This is a genomic window from Roseomonas sp. SRI_022, assembly GCF_057586215.1.
The window spans coordinates 60,183-77,933 of sequence record NZ_JBYCZL010000022.1; the positions used below are offsets into that span (position 1 = coordinate 60,183).

The following is a 17,751-nucleotide window of genomic DNA, read 5'->3' on the forward strand; positions in this document are numbered from 1 at the left end:
CGCGGCACGGATCGAAGTAAACGAAGGCGGCCGCAAACTATTAAATAGCTGTTATTATTAACACGAAATAGTTACCATAATCACGTAGATCGCGCTGCGGGCGTCCAGCTAGCGTCAGGCGCCGGCGTCACCTCGCGACGCCAGCGCCACCAAAAAAAGCACGGAGCGGAGCGCCATGGATCCCATGAGCTACCTTCAAGAGCTTCGTATTCGCGCGCGAACCATGAGCATGACCGCCGTCTTCGGCGCGTCCGTCGCCCTGGCCGCGCCCGTCCTGGCGCAGACCCAACCGGCCGCGCCACCCGCGACCCCCGCGCAGGCAGCGGCGGCGCCCAGGGCGCCGGCGGTACCCCCGACCACGCAGCGGCCGAACATCCTTTTCATCATGGGCGACGACATCGGCTGGATGCAGCCGGGCATCTACCACCGCGGCCTGGGCGTCGGCGCAACGCCGAACATCGACCGGATCGGCCTGGAAGGTGGGATGTTCACTGATTCGGTGGCGATGCAGAGTTGCACCTCCGGGCGCAACGCCTTCTTCACCGGCATGTATCCGCTGCGCACCGGCATGATCCCGCCGCAGTTGCCGGGCAGCCCGAGCTACCTCCGGCCGGGCACGCCGACCCTGGCGCGCTTTCTCTATGACCTCGGCTACAACACCGTCCAGGTCGGCAAGAACCATCTGGGCGACCACACGGACTCGCTGCCGACCGCGCATGGTTTCCAGGAATATTGGGGCTACCTCTACCACCTGGACGCCATGCAGCAGGTGAGCTTCCCGGACATCAACAGCAACCCGACGACGCAGGCCATCGCGCCGCCGTGCCGGAACACGCCGATCCCCGGCGTGCCGGAAGTTCCAGGCGCAGTTGACCCGCGGACGACGGTCTGCCTGACGCCGCCACGCAACATCCTTTTCTGCACCTCGTCGGATGGCAGGGCGGCGAACCAGACCTGCCGGGACGAAGGCCCGCTGACGCTCGATCGTTCGCGCACCGTTGACGAGGAGATCTCCGGACGGCTGATCGAATGGCTCAACCGCAACGACCCGCGGCAGACGAATCGTCCATTCTTCGCCTGGTACAACCCGGCCCGCATGCACGTCACCACCGTGCTGCCGCCGCGCTACGAGGCGATGCTCGGCACGCGCGGCGGTCGCCGCGACTGGGGCGTGAACGAGGCCGGCATGGCCCAGCTGGACGACAATATCGGCCTGGTCCTCAATCGGCTGCAGGAGATGGGCCAGCTCGACAACACCATCATCGTTTTCACCACCGACAACGGCGCCGAGACGATCTCCTTCCCCGACGGCGGCATCACGCCGTTCCGCGGCCAGAAGGGCGAGGCGTGGGAAGGTGGCTACCGTGTCCCCACCCTGATCCGCTGGCCCGGCGTGATCCGGCCGGGCACGTTGTTCACCGAGCTGTTCTCGTCGCTCGACTGGCTGCCAACCTTTGTTCAGATCGCCGGCGGCCCGACCGGCAACGACCTGCGCGGCCGGCTCGAGCAGGGTGCCTATCCGAGCATCGTCCGTACGACGCTCGATGGGGTCAACCAGTTCGACTATCTGACTGGCCGGTCAACGGAATCGGCGCGCGACTTCTTCTACTACTTCTCGGGAGCGACGCCCTCCGCCGTGCGCTACCGGAACTGGAAGATGTACTACAGCATGTCGCAGCCGGGCGCGGATGGCTGGATCAACCCGCTGACCACCTTCTACTTCACCCTGGTGACGAACCTCCGGCGCGATCCATTCGAGCAGGCGGTCGGACCTGCGCAGAAGACGGCCATGGGCCTCGGCGGCGCGATCGGCGCGCCGATGACGGCATTCCAATACGACTGGAACATGCTGCCGATCGGCCAGCAGCTCTGGCTGCGCTGGTTCGAGACGCTGCAGGCCTTCCCGCCGATGCAGGCACCGGCGAGCTACAACCTGACGCAGGTGATGGACCAGATCCGCGCTGGCGCGCGCCACGCGGGCGACTGAGACCGCGCAGGACGCGTAGAATGCCAATACGCAGGCGGCGCCTCGCAATGGGCGCCGCCCTCATTGTTCCGGAGCCGCAGGCCGGCTGACCGCCCGGCTCTCCGGCGCCGTGTCAGATGTGCACCGCCCTATCCCACGCCGCGAGGGCCGCTTCCTTCACGGCCTCGTTGAGTGAGGGATGTGCGTGGCTGGTCCGTGCCACATCCTCGGCGCTCGCACCGAATTCGATGGCAAGCGCGATCTCCGCGATCAGCGTGCCGGCATCCGGCCCAATGATGTGCGCGCCGAGCACCTTGTCCGTCGCCTTGTCGGCCAGGATCTTCACGAAACCGTCCGTCGCGCCCATCGCTCGCGCGCGGCCATTCGCCGTGAAGGGGAACTTGCCGACCTTGTAGGCGGTGCCGGCGGCCTTCAGCGTCTCCTCGGTCGCGCCCACGGCGGCGACTTCCGGCCATGTGTACACCACGCCGGGGATCGCATCGTAGTTGATGTGCGGCTTCTGCCCGACCAGCATCTCGGCGAGCGCGTAGCCTTCGTCCTCGGCCTTGTGGGCGAGCATCGCACCGGCGATGGCGTCGCCGATGGCGTAGATGCCCGGGACGTTGGTGGCGAAATGCGCGTCGGTCTTCACACGACCGCGCTCATCCAGCGCCACGCCCATGGCATCGAGGCCGAGGCCCTCGACATAGGGCCGGCGTCCGATGGACAGCAGCACGACGTCGGCACGCAGTTCCTCGGCCGCGCCGCCCTCGGCGGGCTCCACCTTCAGCGTCACGCCGGTGTCGTCGGCAACCGCGCTGGTGACCTTCGACTTCAGGCGGAACTTCACGCCCTGCTTGGCCAGGATGCGCTCGAACTGCTTGCGGATCTCGCCATCCATGCCGGGCAGGATGCCGTCGAGGAATTCGATCACCGTGACCTCGGCGCCGAGGCGCCGCCAGACGGAACCAAGCTCGAGCCCGATCACCCCGCCGCCGATCACCACCAGGTGCTTCGGCACGGCGGACAGTTCCAGCGCACCGGTCGAAGTGACGATGCGCGTCTCATCCACCTCGACGCCGCGCAGCGGGGTGCTGTCGCTGCCGGTGGCGATGACGATGTGCTTCGCGGTGTAGTCGGTGCCGTTCACCTGCACGGTGCCGGGGGCGGAAATCTTCCCCTCACCCTTCAGCCAGGTGACCTTGTTCTTCTTAAACAGGAATTCGACACCCTTGACGTTCGCGCCGACGACATCGGCCTTGCGCACCTGCATCTTCGTGAGGTCGAGCCCGACCTGCCCGACGATGATGCCCTGCTCGGCCAGATGGTGCGACGTTTCCTCGAACACCTCCGACGAATGCAGCAGCGCCTTGGACGGGATGCAGCCGACATTGAGGCAGGTGCCCCCCAGCGTCTCGCGCTTCTCGACGCAGGCGACCTTGAGCCCGAGCTGGGCCGCGCGGATGGCGCAGACATAGCCGCCGGGGCCGGCGCCGATGACGATGACATCGAAGGTTTCGGACATGAATCGGGGGTCCTGCGATCAGGGTTCGGTTGAGGCGGCCGGAAACTGCCCCTCCGGCGGGGCGGGATCAAGGCTTTGGAAAAGCACTGGGAACGCTGCCGGGGCTTGCCTATCCTTTCGTCCATATGGGCAGGCACCGCCAGACGTGCCGCCCGAGGAGGAATGTCTGATGACCATCCGGGACCCCCGTGCGCTGCGCACGACCCGACGCCTGCTGATCCTGTCCGGTGCCGCAACCCTTGCCATGCCTGGCATTTCCCGCGCGCAGGCGCGCTTCCCCGACCGCCCGATCCAGCTTGTCGTGCCCTGGCCGGCGGGCGGTTCGGCCGACCTCCAGCTCCGCTCGATCGGGGAGATCGTCGGCCGGGCGCTCGGCCAACCCATGGTCATCCAGAACCGTCCCGGTGCCGGCGGCACGCTCGGACCCATGACGGTCGCCCAGCAGTCCCGGCCCGACGGCTACACTCTGACGCAGATGCATCTGTCGGTGCTGCGCCGGCCGTGGATGATGCGCACGCCGCAATGGGACCCCGTGGGGGACTTCACCCACATCATCGGCATGACCGGCTGGCTGTTTGGCTGCGCCGTCAAGGCCACCAGCCCCTTCCAGACCTGGCAGGAGATGATCGCCTATGCCCGGGCCAATCCGGGGAAGCTGAACTACACCACATCGGGCATCGGCACGACCAACCACCTGGCGATGGAAACCGTCCAGGAGAAGGACGGCGTGCAGCTCACCCACGTTCCCTTCCGCGGATCGAACGAGGCGGTAACCGCCGTCATCGGCGGGCAGGTGGACATGGTCTGCGACAGTTCCACCTGGGCGCCCTTCGTCGAGAACGGGCAGATGCGCGTGCTCTCGGTCTGGACGGCGGAGCGCGTGCAGCGCTTCCCCAACGCGCCCACACTGAAGGAACTCGGCTACGACCTCGTCGTCACCTCCCCCTACGGCGTCAGCGGTCCGAAGGGCATGGATGAGGGTCTGGTGCGGGTGCTGCACGACGCCATGAAGGAAGCGCTGATGTCGCCCGACAATGCGCGCGTCCGCGCCCAATTCGACATGCCGCTCGTCTATCTCGACACGCAATCCTACCGCGCCTTCGTCGCCGAGCGCGTCGAATACGAAAAGGCGATGGTGCGCCGCCTCGGCCTGACGCTCGACGGCTGAGGAGGCAAGTCATGATCACGCGACGCATCCTCCTGGCCGGCGCGGCGCTGCCGCTGCTGGCACGGCCTTCGCTCAGCCAGGGGCGCTTCCCCAACCGGCCCGTGCGCTTCCTGATCCCCTGGGCGCCGGGCGGCGTCCTCGATGGCTTCATCCGCCTGCAGGGCGAGATGTTCCAGCAGGAGTTCGGCCAGCCCCTGATCATCGAGAATCGCCCCGGCGCACGCGGCACGCTGGCGGCGCGCGCGCTGATCTCGGGCACGCGGCCGGATGGCTACACCATCGCGCATCATCATCTCTCGGTGATCCGCCATCCGTTCTTGACGAAGCAGCCAAGTTGGGACCCGGTCAACGACTTCACCTACATCATGCAGCAGACCGGCTTCGTCTTCGGCCATGTCGTGCACCCGGCATCCGGCTGGAACACCATGGCCGACATGTGGGCGGCGGCGCGCGCGCGGCCCGGGCAGCTCACCTACGGCACCTCCGGTGTCGCCACCACCAACCACCTCGCGATGGAGGAACTCTGCGAGAAGGAAGGCGTGCAGATGCTGCACGTTCCCTATCGCGGCACCTCGGAGAACATCACCGCGATCCTCGCCCGGCAGCTCGACGTCATCGCCAACGCCAATTCCTGGGCGCCGAATGTCGAGGCTGGGCAGCTGCGCCTGCTCTCCGTCTGGACACGCACGCGGCTGCGCGCCTTCCCCAATGCGCCGACCCTGACCGAACTCGGCTACGGCATGGTGGTCACCTCGCCCTACGGCATTGCCGGACCGAAGGGGATGGACCCGGAAGTGACGGAGTTCCTGCACCAGGCCTTTCACCGCATGCAGGAGAGCGACCGCATCAAGGCCTACATGGCGCAGAACGACATGCCGGACGAGTATCTCGGCCCGGCGGCCTACACCGCCTTCGCCCGCGAACGCGCCGTCTACGAACAGCGCATGGTGACGCGGCTCAACCTCAGCATCGACTGAAGCGCCGGAGACACGGTGCGCCAAGGGGAAACAAGCATGACGTCACGCATCACGCGCCGCGCGGGTCTCGCCGCCGGCGCAGCCGGGCTGCTCGCGCGCCCGTCCTTCGGCCAGGCGCGATATCCCAACCGGCCGATCCGCATCGTCACGCCCTGGCCGCCGGGCAGTTCGCTGGACGCGTTGCAGCGTTCGATCTTCGAGATCGCCGGGCGCGATATGGGCGTGTCGATCGTATCGGAGAACATGCCGGGCGCCCGCGGCACCCGTGCGGCCATCCTGCTGACGCAGCAGGCGCAGCCGGATGGCTACACCCTCGCGCATCACCATCTGTCGATCATCCGCCACCCCTTCCTGACGAAGCAGCCGACCTGGGATCCGGTGACGGATTTCAGCTACATCATGCAGTTCTCAGGCTTCATCTTCGGCACCGTGGTGCGCGCGGACAGCCCGTGGCGCACGCTCGCCGATGTCTTCGCCGATGCGCGGCGCCAGCCTGGGCGGCTCACCTACTCAACCTCAGGCATCGCCACCACCAACCACCTGGCGATGGAGGATCTCATCGCGCGCGAACGCTGCGACATGACGCATGTGCCCTTCCGCGGGTCGCAGGAGGGTGTCACCGCGCTGCTTGGCCGGCAGATCAGCATGGTCGCGGATTCGCAGGCCTGGCGACCGCAGGTAGAGACCGGCGAGTTCCGCCTGCTCAGCGTCTGGACGCGGACGCGTCTGCCCTCCTTCCCAGACGCGCCGACGCTGATGGACCTCGGCTACAACATGTCCGTGACCTCACCCTACGGCTTCGTCGGCCCGAAGGGACTGCCGCCGGAGATCGTGGACAAGCTGCACACCAGCTTCCGAAAGGGTCTGCTCGACGAGCAGACGCAGGCGATCATGCGGCGCTGGGAACTGCCGGACGAGTATCTCGGACCCCGCGAATACCTCGCCTTCGCCACCGAGCGCACCGCCTATGAGCGGGCGACAGTCGCGCGGCTGGGGCTGTCGATCGATTGAAATCGGCTGGAGGGGCGCCGCCCCTCCACCTCACGGCACGCCGATCATCATGGCCGGCGGCGACACGGTATCGAACGCAACCTGCTTCACCCCCGGCACCCCCTCGGCGAGCACGCGCAGGGCGGTCGTCGCCTGCGTGCCCAGGAAGCCGTGGAAGGTGACGACGCCGTCCTTCACCGTGGGGAAGACGAAACGCGTGCTGACCCAGGATTCCGCGGCCATGCGGGCGAACAGGTCCCGCCGGATGCGCGGGTCGGACGCCTCCTCCTCCGCGCCCGAGGCCACCGGCGCCATCACCGCGCGCAGCAGGTCGGCGCGGGAGACGATGCCCACCAGTTGCTCCCCGCGCAGCACCGGCACGCGGCGGATGCGGTGACCTTCCAGGATGTGGACAACTTCCTCGACCGTCGCGTCCTCCTGCACCGTGGCGAGGTCGGTGCTCATCACGTCGTGCACGCGGCGGCCATGGGCGCGGGCATAGGCGATCGCCTGGTCGGCATTGGCGCCGAGCAGCGCGGCGAAGAAGGAGGCAGGCTTGTCTTCCTTCGCCGACAGCCGCCGCATCAGGTCGCCATCCGTCACCAGGCCGACCAGCTTCCCCGTCGCATCGACCACTGGCAGGCCAGAGATGCCGCGTTCGGCCATCCGCGCCGCCACCGCCTCAAGCGGGGTTTCCGGCGGCACCGTCACGGGGTTCCGGGTCATGATGTCACGGGCACGCATGGCTTCTCCTCCGGATCCAGTGCCCGGAACATGGTGCCGCAGCCGGCCCGGCGCATTGACGCGAATCAAGAATTTCTACCCCGAGGGGCGACGCGCCTCTCTGGTCTCCGCCGCCTACACCGGCAGCCGGATCCGCGCCCGCAACCCACCCAGCGGGCTGTCCTCCAGCACGATGTCCCCGCCATGGGCGCGCGCAATGTCGCGCGCGATGGCCAGGCCGAGGCCGGTGCCGCCGGCGGAGAAGGTGGCGAAGGGGCGGAAGGCTTCCTCGCGCTGGTCCTCGGGCAGGCCGGGGCCGTCGTCGTCCACCGTCACCATGGCCCAGGCACCAGCCTCCCCGCGCGGCACGCGCGTCAGGCCGATGGCGATGCGCCGCGCGTGCCGGCGCGCATTGTCGAGCAGGTTGCCCAGGCAGCGGCGCAGCGCGTCGGCGCGCACCGGCAGCACCAGCGGTTCCTCCGGCACGTCGAGATCGACCTGCGCGCCATCGCGCCGCGCCTTGGCCGCGGCTTCCTCGACCAGTTCGGCGAGGTCGGCGGGCGCGGCCTGCTCGGTGCCCTCGCCGCGCGCGAAGGACAGGTAAGCGGCGATCAGCCGGTCCATCTCCTCGACATCCTGCGTCATCGCCGCCGCATCGTCCTGCACCGAGGCCGGCAACATGGCGATGCCGAGGCGCAGGCGGGTCAACGGCGTGCGCAGGTCGTGGCTGATGCCGGCCAGCATCTCCGTGCGGCTTTCGACGAAGCGACGGATGCGTGACTGCATGGAATTGTAGGCGATGGCCGCCTGGCGCGCCTCGGCAGCGCCTTCGGGCTTCATCGGGCCGAGGTCGCGGCCGCGCCCGAAGGCTTCCGCAGCCTCCGCCAGCCGGCGGATCGCGCGCACCTGGTTCTTCATGAATAGCGCGGCGACCAGGAACAGCAGCAGCGAGGAGCCGACCACCCAGATCACGAACAGATACAGCGTGCCGCTGAACAGACGCTTGCGCGCGGCTTCCACGTGCAACACGCCGTCGGGCAGCTGCACACGGATGACGATGCTGCGCGGGTCGGTCTGCCAATCGGTGTCGAAGGGCAGGCGCACGCGTTCGCGCATCGCGTCGTCCAGGTCCTCCTCCAGTGGCAGCAGCGGCATGGAGGCCCGCCGATTGCCAGTGGGGCCGAGCACCGCGCCCGCTTCGAAGGCGAGGGACAGGTCGAGCCGCCACGCCGCCTCGCGGAAGATCCAGCCGCGATCGGCGGGATTCGGGTTGCGCGCCAGCAACTCGACCACCATCGCGACGTCCCCGGCCACGCCGCCCGCCAGCCGGCGGGAGATCACGTCGAGATGGCTGCCGTAGAACAGGTAGAGCGAGATGATCTGCAGCGCGACCAGCGGCACCAGGATGATCAGCAGCGCGCGGCCGAGCAGCCCGCGCGGCACCAGATAGCGGAACAGTCCACCGAGGGTCATGGGGAAGGAAGGTCGGGGGAGAGAACTCCCCCGATCCCCCTCCTTTTTCTGTCTTTTGGAGACCGACCGCCAGGGTCAGTTCCCAAGTGCCAAAAAACGGTGGGGGATTCGGGGGAGGTGTTCCTCCCCCGATCTTTCTCTTTCACGGCCCGGGCCTCAGCACATAGCCGCGGTGCCGCACCGTCTGGATGAAGCGCGGCTCGCGCGGATCCGTCTCGACCTTGCGGCGCAGCCGCGTCACCTGCACGTCGATCGCGCGTTCACCGGCCTCGGGCGTGCCGAGCGCGGTGCCGATCTCCTCGCGGCTCAGCACCTCGCCCACACGGCGCGCCAGCGCCTGGAGCAGCGCGGCCTCCCCGCCGGTCAGGCGGATGATGCCCTCCTGGCCGCGCAGCTCGGCGCGTTCCACGTCGAACCAGCTGGGGCCGAGCTGCACCGGTGCGCTCGGCAGCGCTTGGCTGGCCGCGGCCGGCGCGGCGCGGCGCAGGATGGTGCGGATCCGCAGCGCCAGTTCCCGAGGGTCGAAGGGCTTGGCGAGGTAGTCGTCCACCCCGTGCTCGAGCCCCGCGATGCGGTCTTCCGGCGCGCCGCGCGCGGTCAGCATCAGGATCGGCACCTCATCGCCGTCGCGCCGCAGGGATTCGGCGAGAGACAAGCCGGACTCGCCGGGCATCATCACGTCGAGCACCATCAGGTCGAATGTCATCGCCGCGATGGCGGCGCGCGCCGCGGCGGCATCCGCCACGGCGGTGACGCGAAAGCCCTGGTCGGTCAGGAAGCGCTGCAGCAGCGCGCGCAACCGCGCATCGTCATCGACGACAAGGAGATGCGCCGTCTCGGCCGTGGCGTTCATCGCGGCGCGTCCGGCGTGCCGAGCGTGTCGCAGGCCGCACGCGCCTGGTCGCCCATCAGCCCGCGCATGACACGGCGGAAGCCCTCGACGGCGACCGGACCGGCCTCGCGATAGGCGCGCATCACCGTCTCCCGCTGGCGTTCGAACAGGCGTCGTTCCAGCGCCGCGCCCTTGTCCGTCAGGGTCAGCAGCCGCTGGCGGCGGTCGTTGCGGCCCGGTGTCTGGGTCACGTAGCCCTCCTCGACCAGGGGCTGGAGGACGCGGCCGAGGCTCTGCTTGGTGATGGCGAGGATGCCGAGCAGGTCGCCCACGGTGATGCCCGGCCGGCGGCCGACGAAATGCAGCACGCGGTGATGCGCGCGGCCCATGCCGAGCTCGGCCAGGATCTCGTCGGCACCGGCGGTGAAGTCGCGGTAGCCGAAGAACAGCAGGTCCTGGGCGAGGCGCAGCTCCTCCTCCCGCAGGAACAGCAGGTTGCGCCCGGCGGGCAGCGAACTGCGTTCCGGGGTGTCGGTGATCTGCGCGCTGCTCTTGGCTGGCATGTTCAGGCGTGGCCCTCCGCTTGGGTCAGTATCATTGACGCATCCGACGCGTCATTTTAACTTATGGCCATCTGAAGCAATTTTCTTTCGTCACATATGGCGCCGGCATTGCGGGCGGACAGGAGGATATCCCATGACGCAGCCGCCGTCCGCGCAGCGGCGCCGCCGCCAGGGATCGTTCCGCATCTGCCGCGCCGGGTTGCGCGCCTAAGATAAGAAACACTGGAAGGATACGCAGCATGGGCCAGTTCCCGATCACCCGCACGACCTCACCGAAGGCCAAGCCGGCGGACGATTCGCTCGCCTTCGGCAAGGTCCTCACGGACCACATGTTCCTCATGAATTATGAGGAGGGGAAGGGCTGGTTTGATCCGCGTGTCGTCCCCTATGGCCCGCTCAGCCTCGATCCGGCGACCTCGGTGCTGCACTACGGCCAGGCGATCTTCGACGGGCTGAAGGCGTTCCGCGGCGATGACGGGCAGATCCGGCTGTTCCGCGCCGATCGCCACGCGCAGCGTTTCGACCGCTCGGCCAGGCTGATGTCCATGCCGGCGCTGCCGGTGGACATCATCCGCGCATCCTTCGACGCGCTGGTGGGCGTGGACGCCGATTGGGTGCCGCGCAAGGCGGGTACGTCGCTGTATCTGCGCCCGACCATCATCGCGACGGATGTGATGCTCGGCGTGCATCCCTCGCACAGCTATCTCTACTTCCTGATCCTCTCGCCCGTCGGGTCCTACTACAAGGAAGGCGTGAAGCCGGTGCGCATCCTCGCCTCCGACGCGCATGTGCGCGCGGTGAAGGGCGGCACGGGCGAAGCCAAGACGGCGGCGAACTACGCGCAGTCGCTCGCCGGGCAGATGGACGCGGCGAAGGCCGGCTACACCCAAGTGCTGTATCTCGACGGCGTGCACCGCAAGTACCTCGATGAGGTCGGCACCATGAACATCATGGTGAAGATCGGCGACGAGGTGATCACCCCGCCGCTCGCCGGCACCATCCTCGATGGCGTGACGCGCGCTTCCGCCATCCAGCTCATGCGCGACTGGGGCCTCAAGGTCAGCGAGCGCGCGATCACGATCGACGAGGTGATGGAAGCCGGCCGCAACGGCTCGCTGAAGGAGATGTGGGGCACGGGCACGGCCGCGGTGGTCTCCCCGGTCGGCACGCTCGGCTACAAGGGCGAGGATGTACTGATCAACAAGGGCGAGACCGGCGAGGTGACGCAGAAGCTCTACGACGCGATCGTCGGCATCCAGTACGGGCGCACCAACGATCCGCATGGCTGGACCTCGGTGGTGCCGGCGGTCGGCTGAACGCCGCCAATGCGCCGCGCGGCTTCCGCGCGGCGCACGGGATACCGCCTTACCCGTTCGGCAGGCGGCGGAAGCCCGGCTCCTCCGGCGGGTCGGCGAAATCCTCGGTGATCTCGCGCACCGAGGCCAGCGGCGGGCCAAGTCGGCAGGCCGACAGCAGCGCCTGCACCGCGGCTTCCTCGCCGGCCACCAGCGCCTCCACCGTGCCGTCGCGGCGGTTGCGCACCCAGCCATGTACGCCGAGGCGCACCGCCTCCTCCATCATCCAGTCGCGGTAGCCGACGCCCTGCACCCGGCCGGCGATGACCACGCGCCGTGCCTTCATGGCCGCACCAGTGCCAGGAAACGCTGCGCCAGGTCGAGATCGGCGGCGGCCCGCGCGCGGCGCTGCTCGGCCTCCCAGTCCGTGCCCCAGCGCTTCTCCTGGTGGATCTCGTCGAGAACGGCGAGGCGATGTGCCTCCGCCGCGTCGACCCGCCCCGCCGACATGGCGAGGGCCAGCACCAGGCTGCCCAGCGCCGGCACCGCAAGGCCAAGTGCCGCGAGTTCCTCCGTCGCATGCGCGGCGATCGCCTCGCGTAGCGCATCGAGGCTCTCGGCCGGCTGCGGCACCGGCATCAGCCCCGCCGTGACAGCCAGCGGTGCGCCATGCGCCGCCGTCGCCCAGTCGAGCAGCGGCTGCCATTCGCGCGCCTGCTCCTCGGCCAGCGTGGGGTCCTCGGCGCGGTAGCAGAGCAGGTCGGTCTCCGCGTACTTCGCCAACCCCGCGACCATGGCCGCGGGATCCGGCGCGATGCGGTCCTGCGCGGTGCCGAGCAGGCGCGTCAGCGGCACCGCTTCCATCGTCATCTCGCCGCCCTTCTCGCCGCCGGCCGCCTGCCATTCGGCGGCGATCGCCTCGGCCAACGCGGCCGAATGGGTGGCCAGCGGCGCCCCACCCGGCAGGCGGAGCGGGCGTCCATCGAGCAGCACCGCATGGCCGCCCTCCTGACGCGGGACGGCGACGGCATGGGTCCAGAAACGCTTCATCGGGAGGCTATGTAGCGCAGGCGGCGCGACGTTCCATCAGCACGATGCGCGAGGCGCCCTGGTCACCGCCGCCGCCCGCCGAACAGCCCCCGCAGCAGGTCCTGCGCCGGCCCTTGCAAGTCCCGCGGCACCCCCGGCGCCTCCGTCCGCGGCGTCGGCAGCGGCCCCTCCGCCCCCATGCGGGCCAGGCGCAGTTGCTCGGCGCAATCCCCGGCCGGCTCGCGCCAGGGCCGGCTCGCCGCCGCCTCACCGAACACCTGGGCGAAGGCGCGCCCGGCATCGACGCCGATCCGCGGCGCGGCCAGCGTGCCGCCGACGCCGACCGGCGCGCGCACCGTCACGCCGAGCAACTGCACATCCGGCAGCAGCCGCGCCGCCAGCCGTTCCGTCCCGAGGTTCGCAGCCGCCGTGCCGGTGATCTGCCCGACACCGGTTTCGGCGAGCAGCGCACTGGTGGTGGCGATGCCGTCCTCGGCGGCGATGCGCAGCGCGAGGCACCGCAGCGCCAGCCCGTCCCGCGGCGCCCCCGGCAGCAGCAGGGCGACGAGGTCGGGACCAAGGCGCATCAGCCCCGCGCCGGCGACCCGCCCATCGACCATGGCGAGCCCCGCCTGTCCGCTGAGGCTGGCGGCGAGCGCGCGGGTGGTGGCGCCGCGCGCGGTCACATCGATGGCGACCTGCGCGCGGCCTTCGAGGCCCGGCGGCTCGTCGCGGGCGCGGCGCAGCGCGGCGAGGTCGATGCCGCTTCCCTCGCTGCGCAGGGTCAGCGCGAGCGCCGGCGGGTTGGCGCGCCGGTCGATGCGTGCCTCGCCGCGCAGCACGCCGCCCGGACTGGTAACGGTGAACGGCGCAACGCGCAGCACGTCGTCCTCCTGCACGATGGCGGCGTGCAGGTCGCGCCAATCCATGCCGTCGATCCGCGCCTGGCCGGCACGCAGGTCGATGCGGCCATGCCAGGTGGCGAGGCCGGCGAGCGGCAGCGCGATATCGGGGATGACGCGCCGCTCGGCCGTCTCAGCGGCGGCAGGTGGTGGTGGCGTGGCGGGCGCGGCGGGCGGCGCGGCGGTGGTGGGCGCGGCCGTTGGCGGGTCCGCCACCGGCGCACGCCGTGCCAGCGCGTCGAGGTCGATGCGTTCGGCCTCCAGGCGACCCTCGATGCCGAAGGGCTTGCCGGGGGTGAGCAGCATCTCTCCCTCCGCCGCCAGGGCGGGTGCGGCGATGCGCAGCGCCTCGATGCGCAGGGCGCCGCGCAGGAGGTCATCCGCGGTCACCCGCGCGGCGAAGGTCGCGTCGCGCAGCGGCAACGGGTCGGGCAGCACGGGCGCAAGCGCCAGCATGTCCGGCACGGCCGCGCGGATGTCGAAGCCCATGCCTTGCAGCGTGCGCGGCCGTTCGATGCGGCCGGAGGCCTCGGCCCGCGCGCCCGCGGCCTCGGCGCGCAGGGTCACGGCGACCGGCGTCTCGGCGGTCCAGGGCAGCAGCGGGCCGAGGCGTTCCAGATTGAGCACGGCGGTGAAGGGCAGGCCCGACTGGCTGGCCTCGATCGTCACCTCGGCCGGCTGGTCCAGGCCCGGCGCTCCGACGTCGAGCCGCGCGAGCCGCAGCCCCGGCCGTATCGCCGCGAGATCCGCCGCCCCGGCCTGCAGCGCGCCGCCCAACGGTCGCAGATCGGCGCCGAGGCGCAGGCTGGCTGCCACCTGCGGCAGCGTCGCGGGCAGCGGCGCATCCGGGGCCAGGGCAGCGAGCAGTGGGCGCAGCGCCGCGTAATCCGGGATCGCGGCCTCGAAGGCGATGCCCTCGCCGGGCCGGCCCCGCGCGGCCAGGCGGTTGCCGCCGATGGCGAGTGTCGCGTGGATCGGCGCCGGGGCCGGCGGCGCCTCCCCGATCAAAGCGAGGGTCACGCCATGGATGCCGAGCCGGGCCGTGAAGGCATCCAGCCCATCATCGCCGATCCCCTGCAACCGCGCCGCCTGGACCGTCACGGTGCCGAGGCGCGGATCGGGCAGGGTGACGCGGCTGTCGGCGAGGGTGACAGTGCCGATGGCGAGGCGCCGGCGCGGACGCTCGGCTGCGGGCTGTACGCCGGGCGCGGCGGTGGCCGGCGCGGCGTCACGCGGCGCGGGCTGGAACACCCAGTTCGGCGTGCCGTCGGCGCGCTGTTCGAGGAGGATGTCCGCGCCCTCGATCGCGATGGCGCGGAAGGCGATATCGCCGCGCAGCAGCGGCAGCAAAGCGAGGTTCGCTTCCATGCGGCGGATGCGCGCCATGTCGGGCCGCGATCCGCCGGGAAGGTTGGCGATGGTCGCATCCGCGATGGTGACGCGCGGCGTCAGGCCAAGCCCGATCGAAACGTGGCCGAGCGTCGCGGCGCGTCCCGTCGCCGCCTCGATCGCAGCGGTGATGCGCGGCGTCAGCGCCCCGGCATCAAGGGCGTAGGCCAGCGCGACCACCCCGCCGCCGAGCAGCAGCACCGCCCCGCCCAGCAGGCCCGCCGCCCATTTCAGCGCGCGCACGGGCTGCGCCTCAGCGGACCCGCCGGCAGGGCGGTGTGCGCGGCTTGTCGAAGCCGAGGAAGGTGAAGGTGTCCTTCATGTGCGGCGGCAGCGGGGCAGCAAGTTCCAGCGTCCCGCCTTCCGGATGCGGCAGGCGCAGCGCCCGGGCGTGCAGGTGCAGGGTGCGGTCGCCGAAACCGTCGGGATGCGCGGCCGCGCCGCCATACTTGCCATCGCCCAGGATCGGGCATTTCAGCGCCGAGGCGGCATGCACGCGCAGCTGGTGGGTGCGCCCGGTCAGCGGCGTGAATTCCAGCAGGGCCGCCTGCTTCTGCGCGGTGTCGATGGTGCGGTAGAGCGTGACGGCATGCGCCGCATCCTTCGCATCCGACGGCACGACGCGTTCGCCATGACCGCCGGCATGCTTGGCGAGCGGCATGCTGATCCGCCCCTCCAGCGGATGCGGCCGCCCGACCACGATGGCCCAGTAGGTCTTCTGCGTGTCGCGGCCGCGAAAGGCCGAGGCGAGCCGCGACGCCGCCGCCGGGGTGCGGGCCAGCACCAGCACGCCGGTCGTGTCGCGGTCGAGGCGATGGACCAGCCTCGGCCGGTCCTCATTGCCGAAGCGTAGCGCGTCCAGCATGCCATCGAGGTGCTTGGCGATGCCCGGGCCGCCCTGCACCGGCATGCCCTGCGGCTTGTCGAGCGCGATGATGCTGTCGTCGCGATAGATCACCAGGCGTTCGAGCGATGCGGCCTCGCGCGGGTCGACCGGCTTCGGTTCGGCCAGCGGGGCCTGGCCCTCGGGCATCGGTGGGACGCGGATGGCCTGGCCGGGCAGCAGGCGGGTATTGGCTTCCGCGCGCTGGCCATCCACGCGGATCTGGCCGGTGCGCAGCATCTTCTGCAGCGCGCCCTGGGTCAGTTGGGGGAAGTGGCGGTGGAACCAGCGGTCGAGGCGGATCTCGCCATCGGCGGGGCGGACGGTACGGGTCGTGACGGGCATGATGGCCGATCTAGCACAGACAGCGCCGGGCGTCCGAGGCGATGTTACAATGTTGCTTTATCACTTTAGGATTTTAGGCCTTTATCGCTTTATTCGCCCAGGCCCATGCATCGCGTGCTGCATCAGCCAAGCCTCACGACATCATCGGGCTTCCAACTCTGGTCGTAGAACTCAATCCCGGTGCCGTAGAGCCGCAGGGTGACAAGGAAATTGCGCCCCTCCTGCACTTGGATCCAGTTCGACTCCGGTGCCGCGGCCGGACGCGCCGCGCCGAAGAACAGGTCGATCGACCCATCGGCGTTCTTGGCGACCTTGTTGTAGCCGTTGATCGAGGGCAGGCGCTGTGGCGTCTCCGGCATGGTGCCGTCGGTGATGTTATAGGCGGTGACCGCCCAGAACAGCCCCGCGGGAATGCCGGGCGACAGGCGCAGGCGATAGGTGTTCGCGCCGTTGAGGAAGTTGCCGTCGGCATCGCGCACGGCGAGCGGGTATTTCGATCCCGCGCCGGTCGTGCGCATCACCATCGCCGGCGCCGAGGAATAGGCGATCTGGAAGAAGCCCGCCCGCTGCATGATGTCGAGGTAGCTTTCCTGCAGCCACTCCGCCGTGGCACCCGCCCAGGCCGTCTCCCATTGGCGGCCTTCGTAGTAGAGCTGGCGCCCGTCGGCGCGGCCGAGTTGCCGCGTCGCCATGATCATCCGCGGCGCCTTGCGCACGGCCTGTTGCAGCAATTCCTGCTGGCGCGCATTCGGCGCGAAGGGCTGGCCCTTGACGATGCCGATGGATGCTAGCGCGCCGCGGACTTCCAGCGGAATGCACTCCACCGGCTCGTAGTCCACGAAGGCCTTCAGCTTCGTCCAGTAGCTGTTGTCCACGGGATACATCATGTTGACGCGCTTGCCCGAGCCGTTCGGGAACTGCATGGGCTTCACGCGGCGCTCGACCTCGAATAGCGGATAGACGCGCGTCTGCTCGGCATTCGCGACCGCCGGCGCCGGATCAGGCCCATTGTCGCCCTGCCGCATCAGCGTGCGGAAGAACAGGAAGACGTTGTAGGTGGAGGAGGTGAAGGCGAAGTAGCCACCCGGCACTGGCCCGGCGTAACCCGGCGGCAGCAGCAGGTAGAGCCCGCCCTGGCCGCGGTCCGGCCCGACGGAGCCGACATCGGTGATGGTGCGCTGGAAGAAGTCGGTGAACATGCCGATGACATTGGCCGGCGCATGGACCACCAGCGGACCCGTCTCCTTCAGGTCCAGGTAGCTCATGGAATAGATCACGTCGGCATTCGGCGTCGGCACCTGGCAGAAGCTGTCCATCCGGTCCTTCCAGATGGGCAGGATGTTGTAGCCCTTGCCGAAGGCGGCCTCGGAGCCGTCGCGCATGCCGATCACGTTCAGCAGCGACAGCGTCATGATGTAGGCGTGGATGGCGTGCTGGAGGAACAGCTCGTCGCGCAGCGATTCCGCCTCGGCCTGGGCGAGCCAGTTGCCGTTGTTGATCTGCGCCATCAGCGGCGTGAGCACGCCGCCCGGTGCTGTTGCGGCTGGCGCGGGAGCCGGCGCGGCGGGTGCTGCTGCCCTGCCGCCGGTCTGGGCCTGGGCCAACGTTGTCGTCGGCAGCAGCGCGCCGCCGGCCAGCGCGGCGCGACGCGAGATCGATGAAGCTTCGGCCATCGGCGGACTTCCTTGCGG

At 69.7% G+C, this 17,751-nt stretch carries 15 protein-coding genes; 5 read left to right on the plus strand and 10 right to left on the minus strand.

The genetic code is table 11. The annotated features are described in order from the left end of the window. The first annotated feature begins 223 nt into the window (after positions 1 to 223). Positions 224 to 1,987, plus strand: coding sequence for an arylsulfatase (locus tag AC2YHJ_RS20075; RefSeq protein WP_487397916.1), 1,764 nt, complete (start codon positions 224 to 226; stop codon positions 1,985 to 1,987). Between the two features lie 112 nt (positions 1,988 to 2,099). Here the strand turns inward: AC2YHJ_RS20075 and lpdA are convergent, their stop codons facing one another. Beyond that, positions 2,100 to 3,491, minus strand: a complete 1,392-nt coding sequence (gene lpdA, locus AC2YHJ_RS20080; protein ID WP_487397917.1) for a dihydrolipoyl dehydrogenase — start codon at positions 3,489 to 3,491, stop codon at positions 2,100 to 2,102. A 169-nt stretch (positions 3,492 to 3,660) separates the two neighbouring features. Between lpdA and AC2YHJ_RS20085 the strand changes: the two genes are divergently transcribed. The 3 genes from AC2YHJ_RS20085 to AC2YHJ_RS20095 are packed head-to-tail and all read left to right on the plus strand — an operon-like array spanning position 3,661 to position 6,647. Next, a complete protein-coding gene (locus AC2YHJ_RS20085; protein WP_487397918.1) occupies positions 3,661 to 4,659 on the plus strand; it encodes a Bug family tripartite tricarboxylate transporter substrate binding protein in 999 nt (332 codons plus the stop codon). An 11-nt stretch (positions 4,660 to 4,670) separates the two neighbouring features. Next, positions 4,671 to 5,636: a tripartite tricarboxylate transporter substrate binding protein gene (locus AC2YHJ_RS20090; protein WP_487397919.1), complete on the plus strand. Its 966-nt coding sequence runs from the start codon at positions 4,671 to 4,673 to the stop codon at positions 5,634 to 5,636. A 36-nt stretch (positions 5,637 to 5,672) separates the two neighbouring features. Then, the gene (locus AC2YHJ_RS20095) at positions 5,673 to 6,647 is read left to right on the plus strand and encodes a tripartite tricarboxylate transporter substrate binding protein (RefSeq protein WP_487397920.1); all 975 of its coding nucleotides are present in this window, start codon (positions 5,673 to 5,675) and stop codon (positions 6,645 to 6,647) included. Positions 6,648 to 6,677: 30 nt separating this feature from the next. Here AC2YHJ_RS20095 and AC2YHJ_RS20100 read toward each other — a convergent pair whose 3' ends face one another. The 4 genes from AC2YHJ_RS20100 to AC2YHJ_RS20115 form a co-directional block, all read right to left on the minus strand. After that, a complete protein-coding gene (locus AC2YHJ_RS20100; protein ID WP_487397921.1) occupies positions 6,678 to 7,370 on the minus strand; it encodes a CBS domain-containing protein in 693 nt (230 codons plus the stop codon). A 114-nt stretch (positions 7,371 to 7,484) separates the two neighbouring features. Further along, complete coding sequence (locus tag AC2YHJ_RS20105; RefSeq protein WP_487397923.1) at positions 7,485 to 8,822, minus strand: ATP-binding protein; 1,338 nt, start codon at positions 8,820 to 8,822, stop codon at positions 7,485 to 7,487. Between the two features lie 142 nt (positions 8,823 to 8,964). Beyond that, positions 8,965 to 9,675 carry a response regulator gene (locus AC2YHJ_RS20110; protein ID WP_487397924.1) on the minus strand — a complete coding sequence of 237 codons (711 nt, stop codon included), beginning with the start codon at positions 9,673 to 9,675 and terminating at the stop codon, positions 8,965 to 8,967. Further along, entirely contained in the window at positions 9,672 to 10,217 is a 546-nt protein-coding gene (locus AC2YHJ_RS20115; RefSeq protein WP_487397925.1) for a MarR family winged helix-turn-helix transcriptional regulator, read from the minus strand. The genes AC2YHJ_RS20110 and AC2YHJ_RS20115 overlap by 4 nt, the downstream gene beginning before the upstream one ends. Before the next feature lie 239 nt (positions 10,218 to 10,456). On the opposite strand from AC2YHJ_RS20115, the gene AC2YHJ_RS20120 reads away from it, so the two are divergent. Continuing rightward, positions 10,457 to 11,533, plus strand: a complete 1,077-nt coding sequence (locus tag AC2YHJ_RS20120) for a branched-chain amino acid aminotransferase (RefSeq protein ID WP_487397927.1) — start codon at positions 10,457 to 10,459, stop codon at positions 11,531 to 11,533. Positions 11,534 to 11,582: 49 nt separating this feature from the next. On the opposite strand, the gene AC2YHJ_RS20125 is transcribed toward AC2YHJ_RS20120, so the two are convergent. The 5 genes from AC2YHJ_RS20125 to AC2YHJ_RS20145 form a co-directional block, all read right to left on the minus strand. Then, the gene (locus AC2YHJ_RS20125; RefSeq protein WP_487397928.1) at positions 11,583 to 11,858 is read right to left on the minus strand and encodes an acylphosphatase; all 276 of its coding nucleotides are present in this window, start codon (positions 11,856 to 11,858) and stop codon (positions 11,583 to 11,585) included. Next, positions 11,855 to 12,562: an ATP12 family protein gene (locus tag AC2YHJ_RS20130; RefSeq protein WP_487397930.1), complete on the minus strand. Its 708-nt coding sequence runs from the start codon at positions 12,560 to 12,562 to the stop codon at positions 11,855 to 11,857. The genes AC2YHJ_RS20125 and AC2YHJ_RS20130 overlap by 4 nt, the downstream gene beginning before the upstream one ends. A gap of 62 nt (positions 12,563 to 12,624) precedes the next feature. Beyond that, the gene (locus tag AC2YHJ_RS20135) at positions 12,625 to 15,075 is read right to left on the minus strand and encodes an AsmA family protein (protein WP_487397931.1); all 2,451 of its coding nucleotides are present in this window, start codon (positions 15,073 to 15,075) and stop codon (positions 12,625 to 12,627) included. Positions 15,076 to 15,085: 10 nt separating this feature from the next. Then, positions 15,086 to 16,060, minus strand: a complete 975-nt coding sequence (locus AC2YHJ_RS20140) for an RluA family pseudouridine synthase (RefSeq protein ID WP_487397932.1) — start codon at positions 16,058 to 16,060, stop codon at positions 15,086 to 15,088. A 122-nt stretch (positions 16,061 to 16,182) separates the two neighbouring features. Continuing rightward, the gene (locus AC2YHJ_RS20145) at positions 16,183 to 17,733 is read right to left on the minus strand and encodes a DUF1254 domain-containing protein (RefSeq protein WP_487397933.1); all 1,551 of its coding nucleotides are present in this window, start codon (positions 17,731 to 17,733) and stop codon (positions 16,183 to 16,185) included. Positions 17,734 to 17,751: the final 18 nt, after the last annotated feature.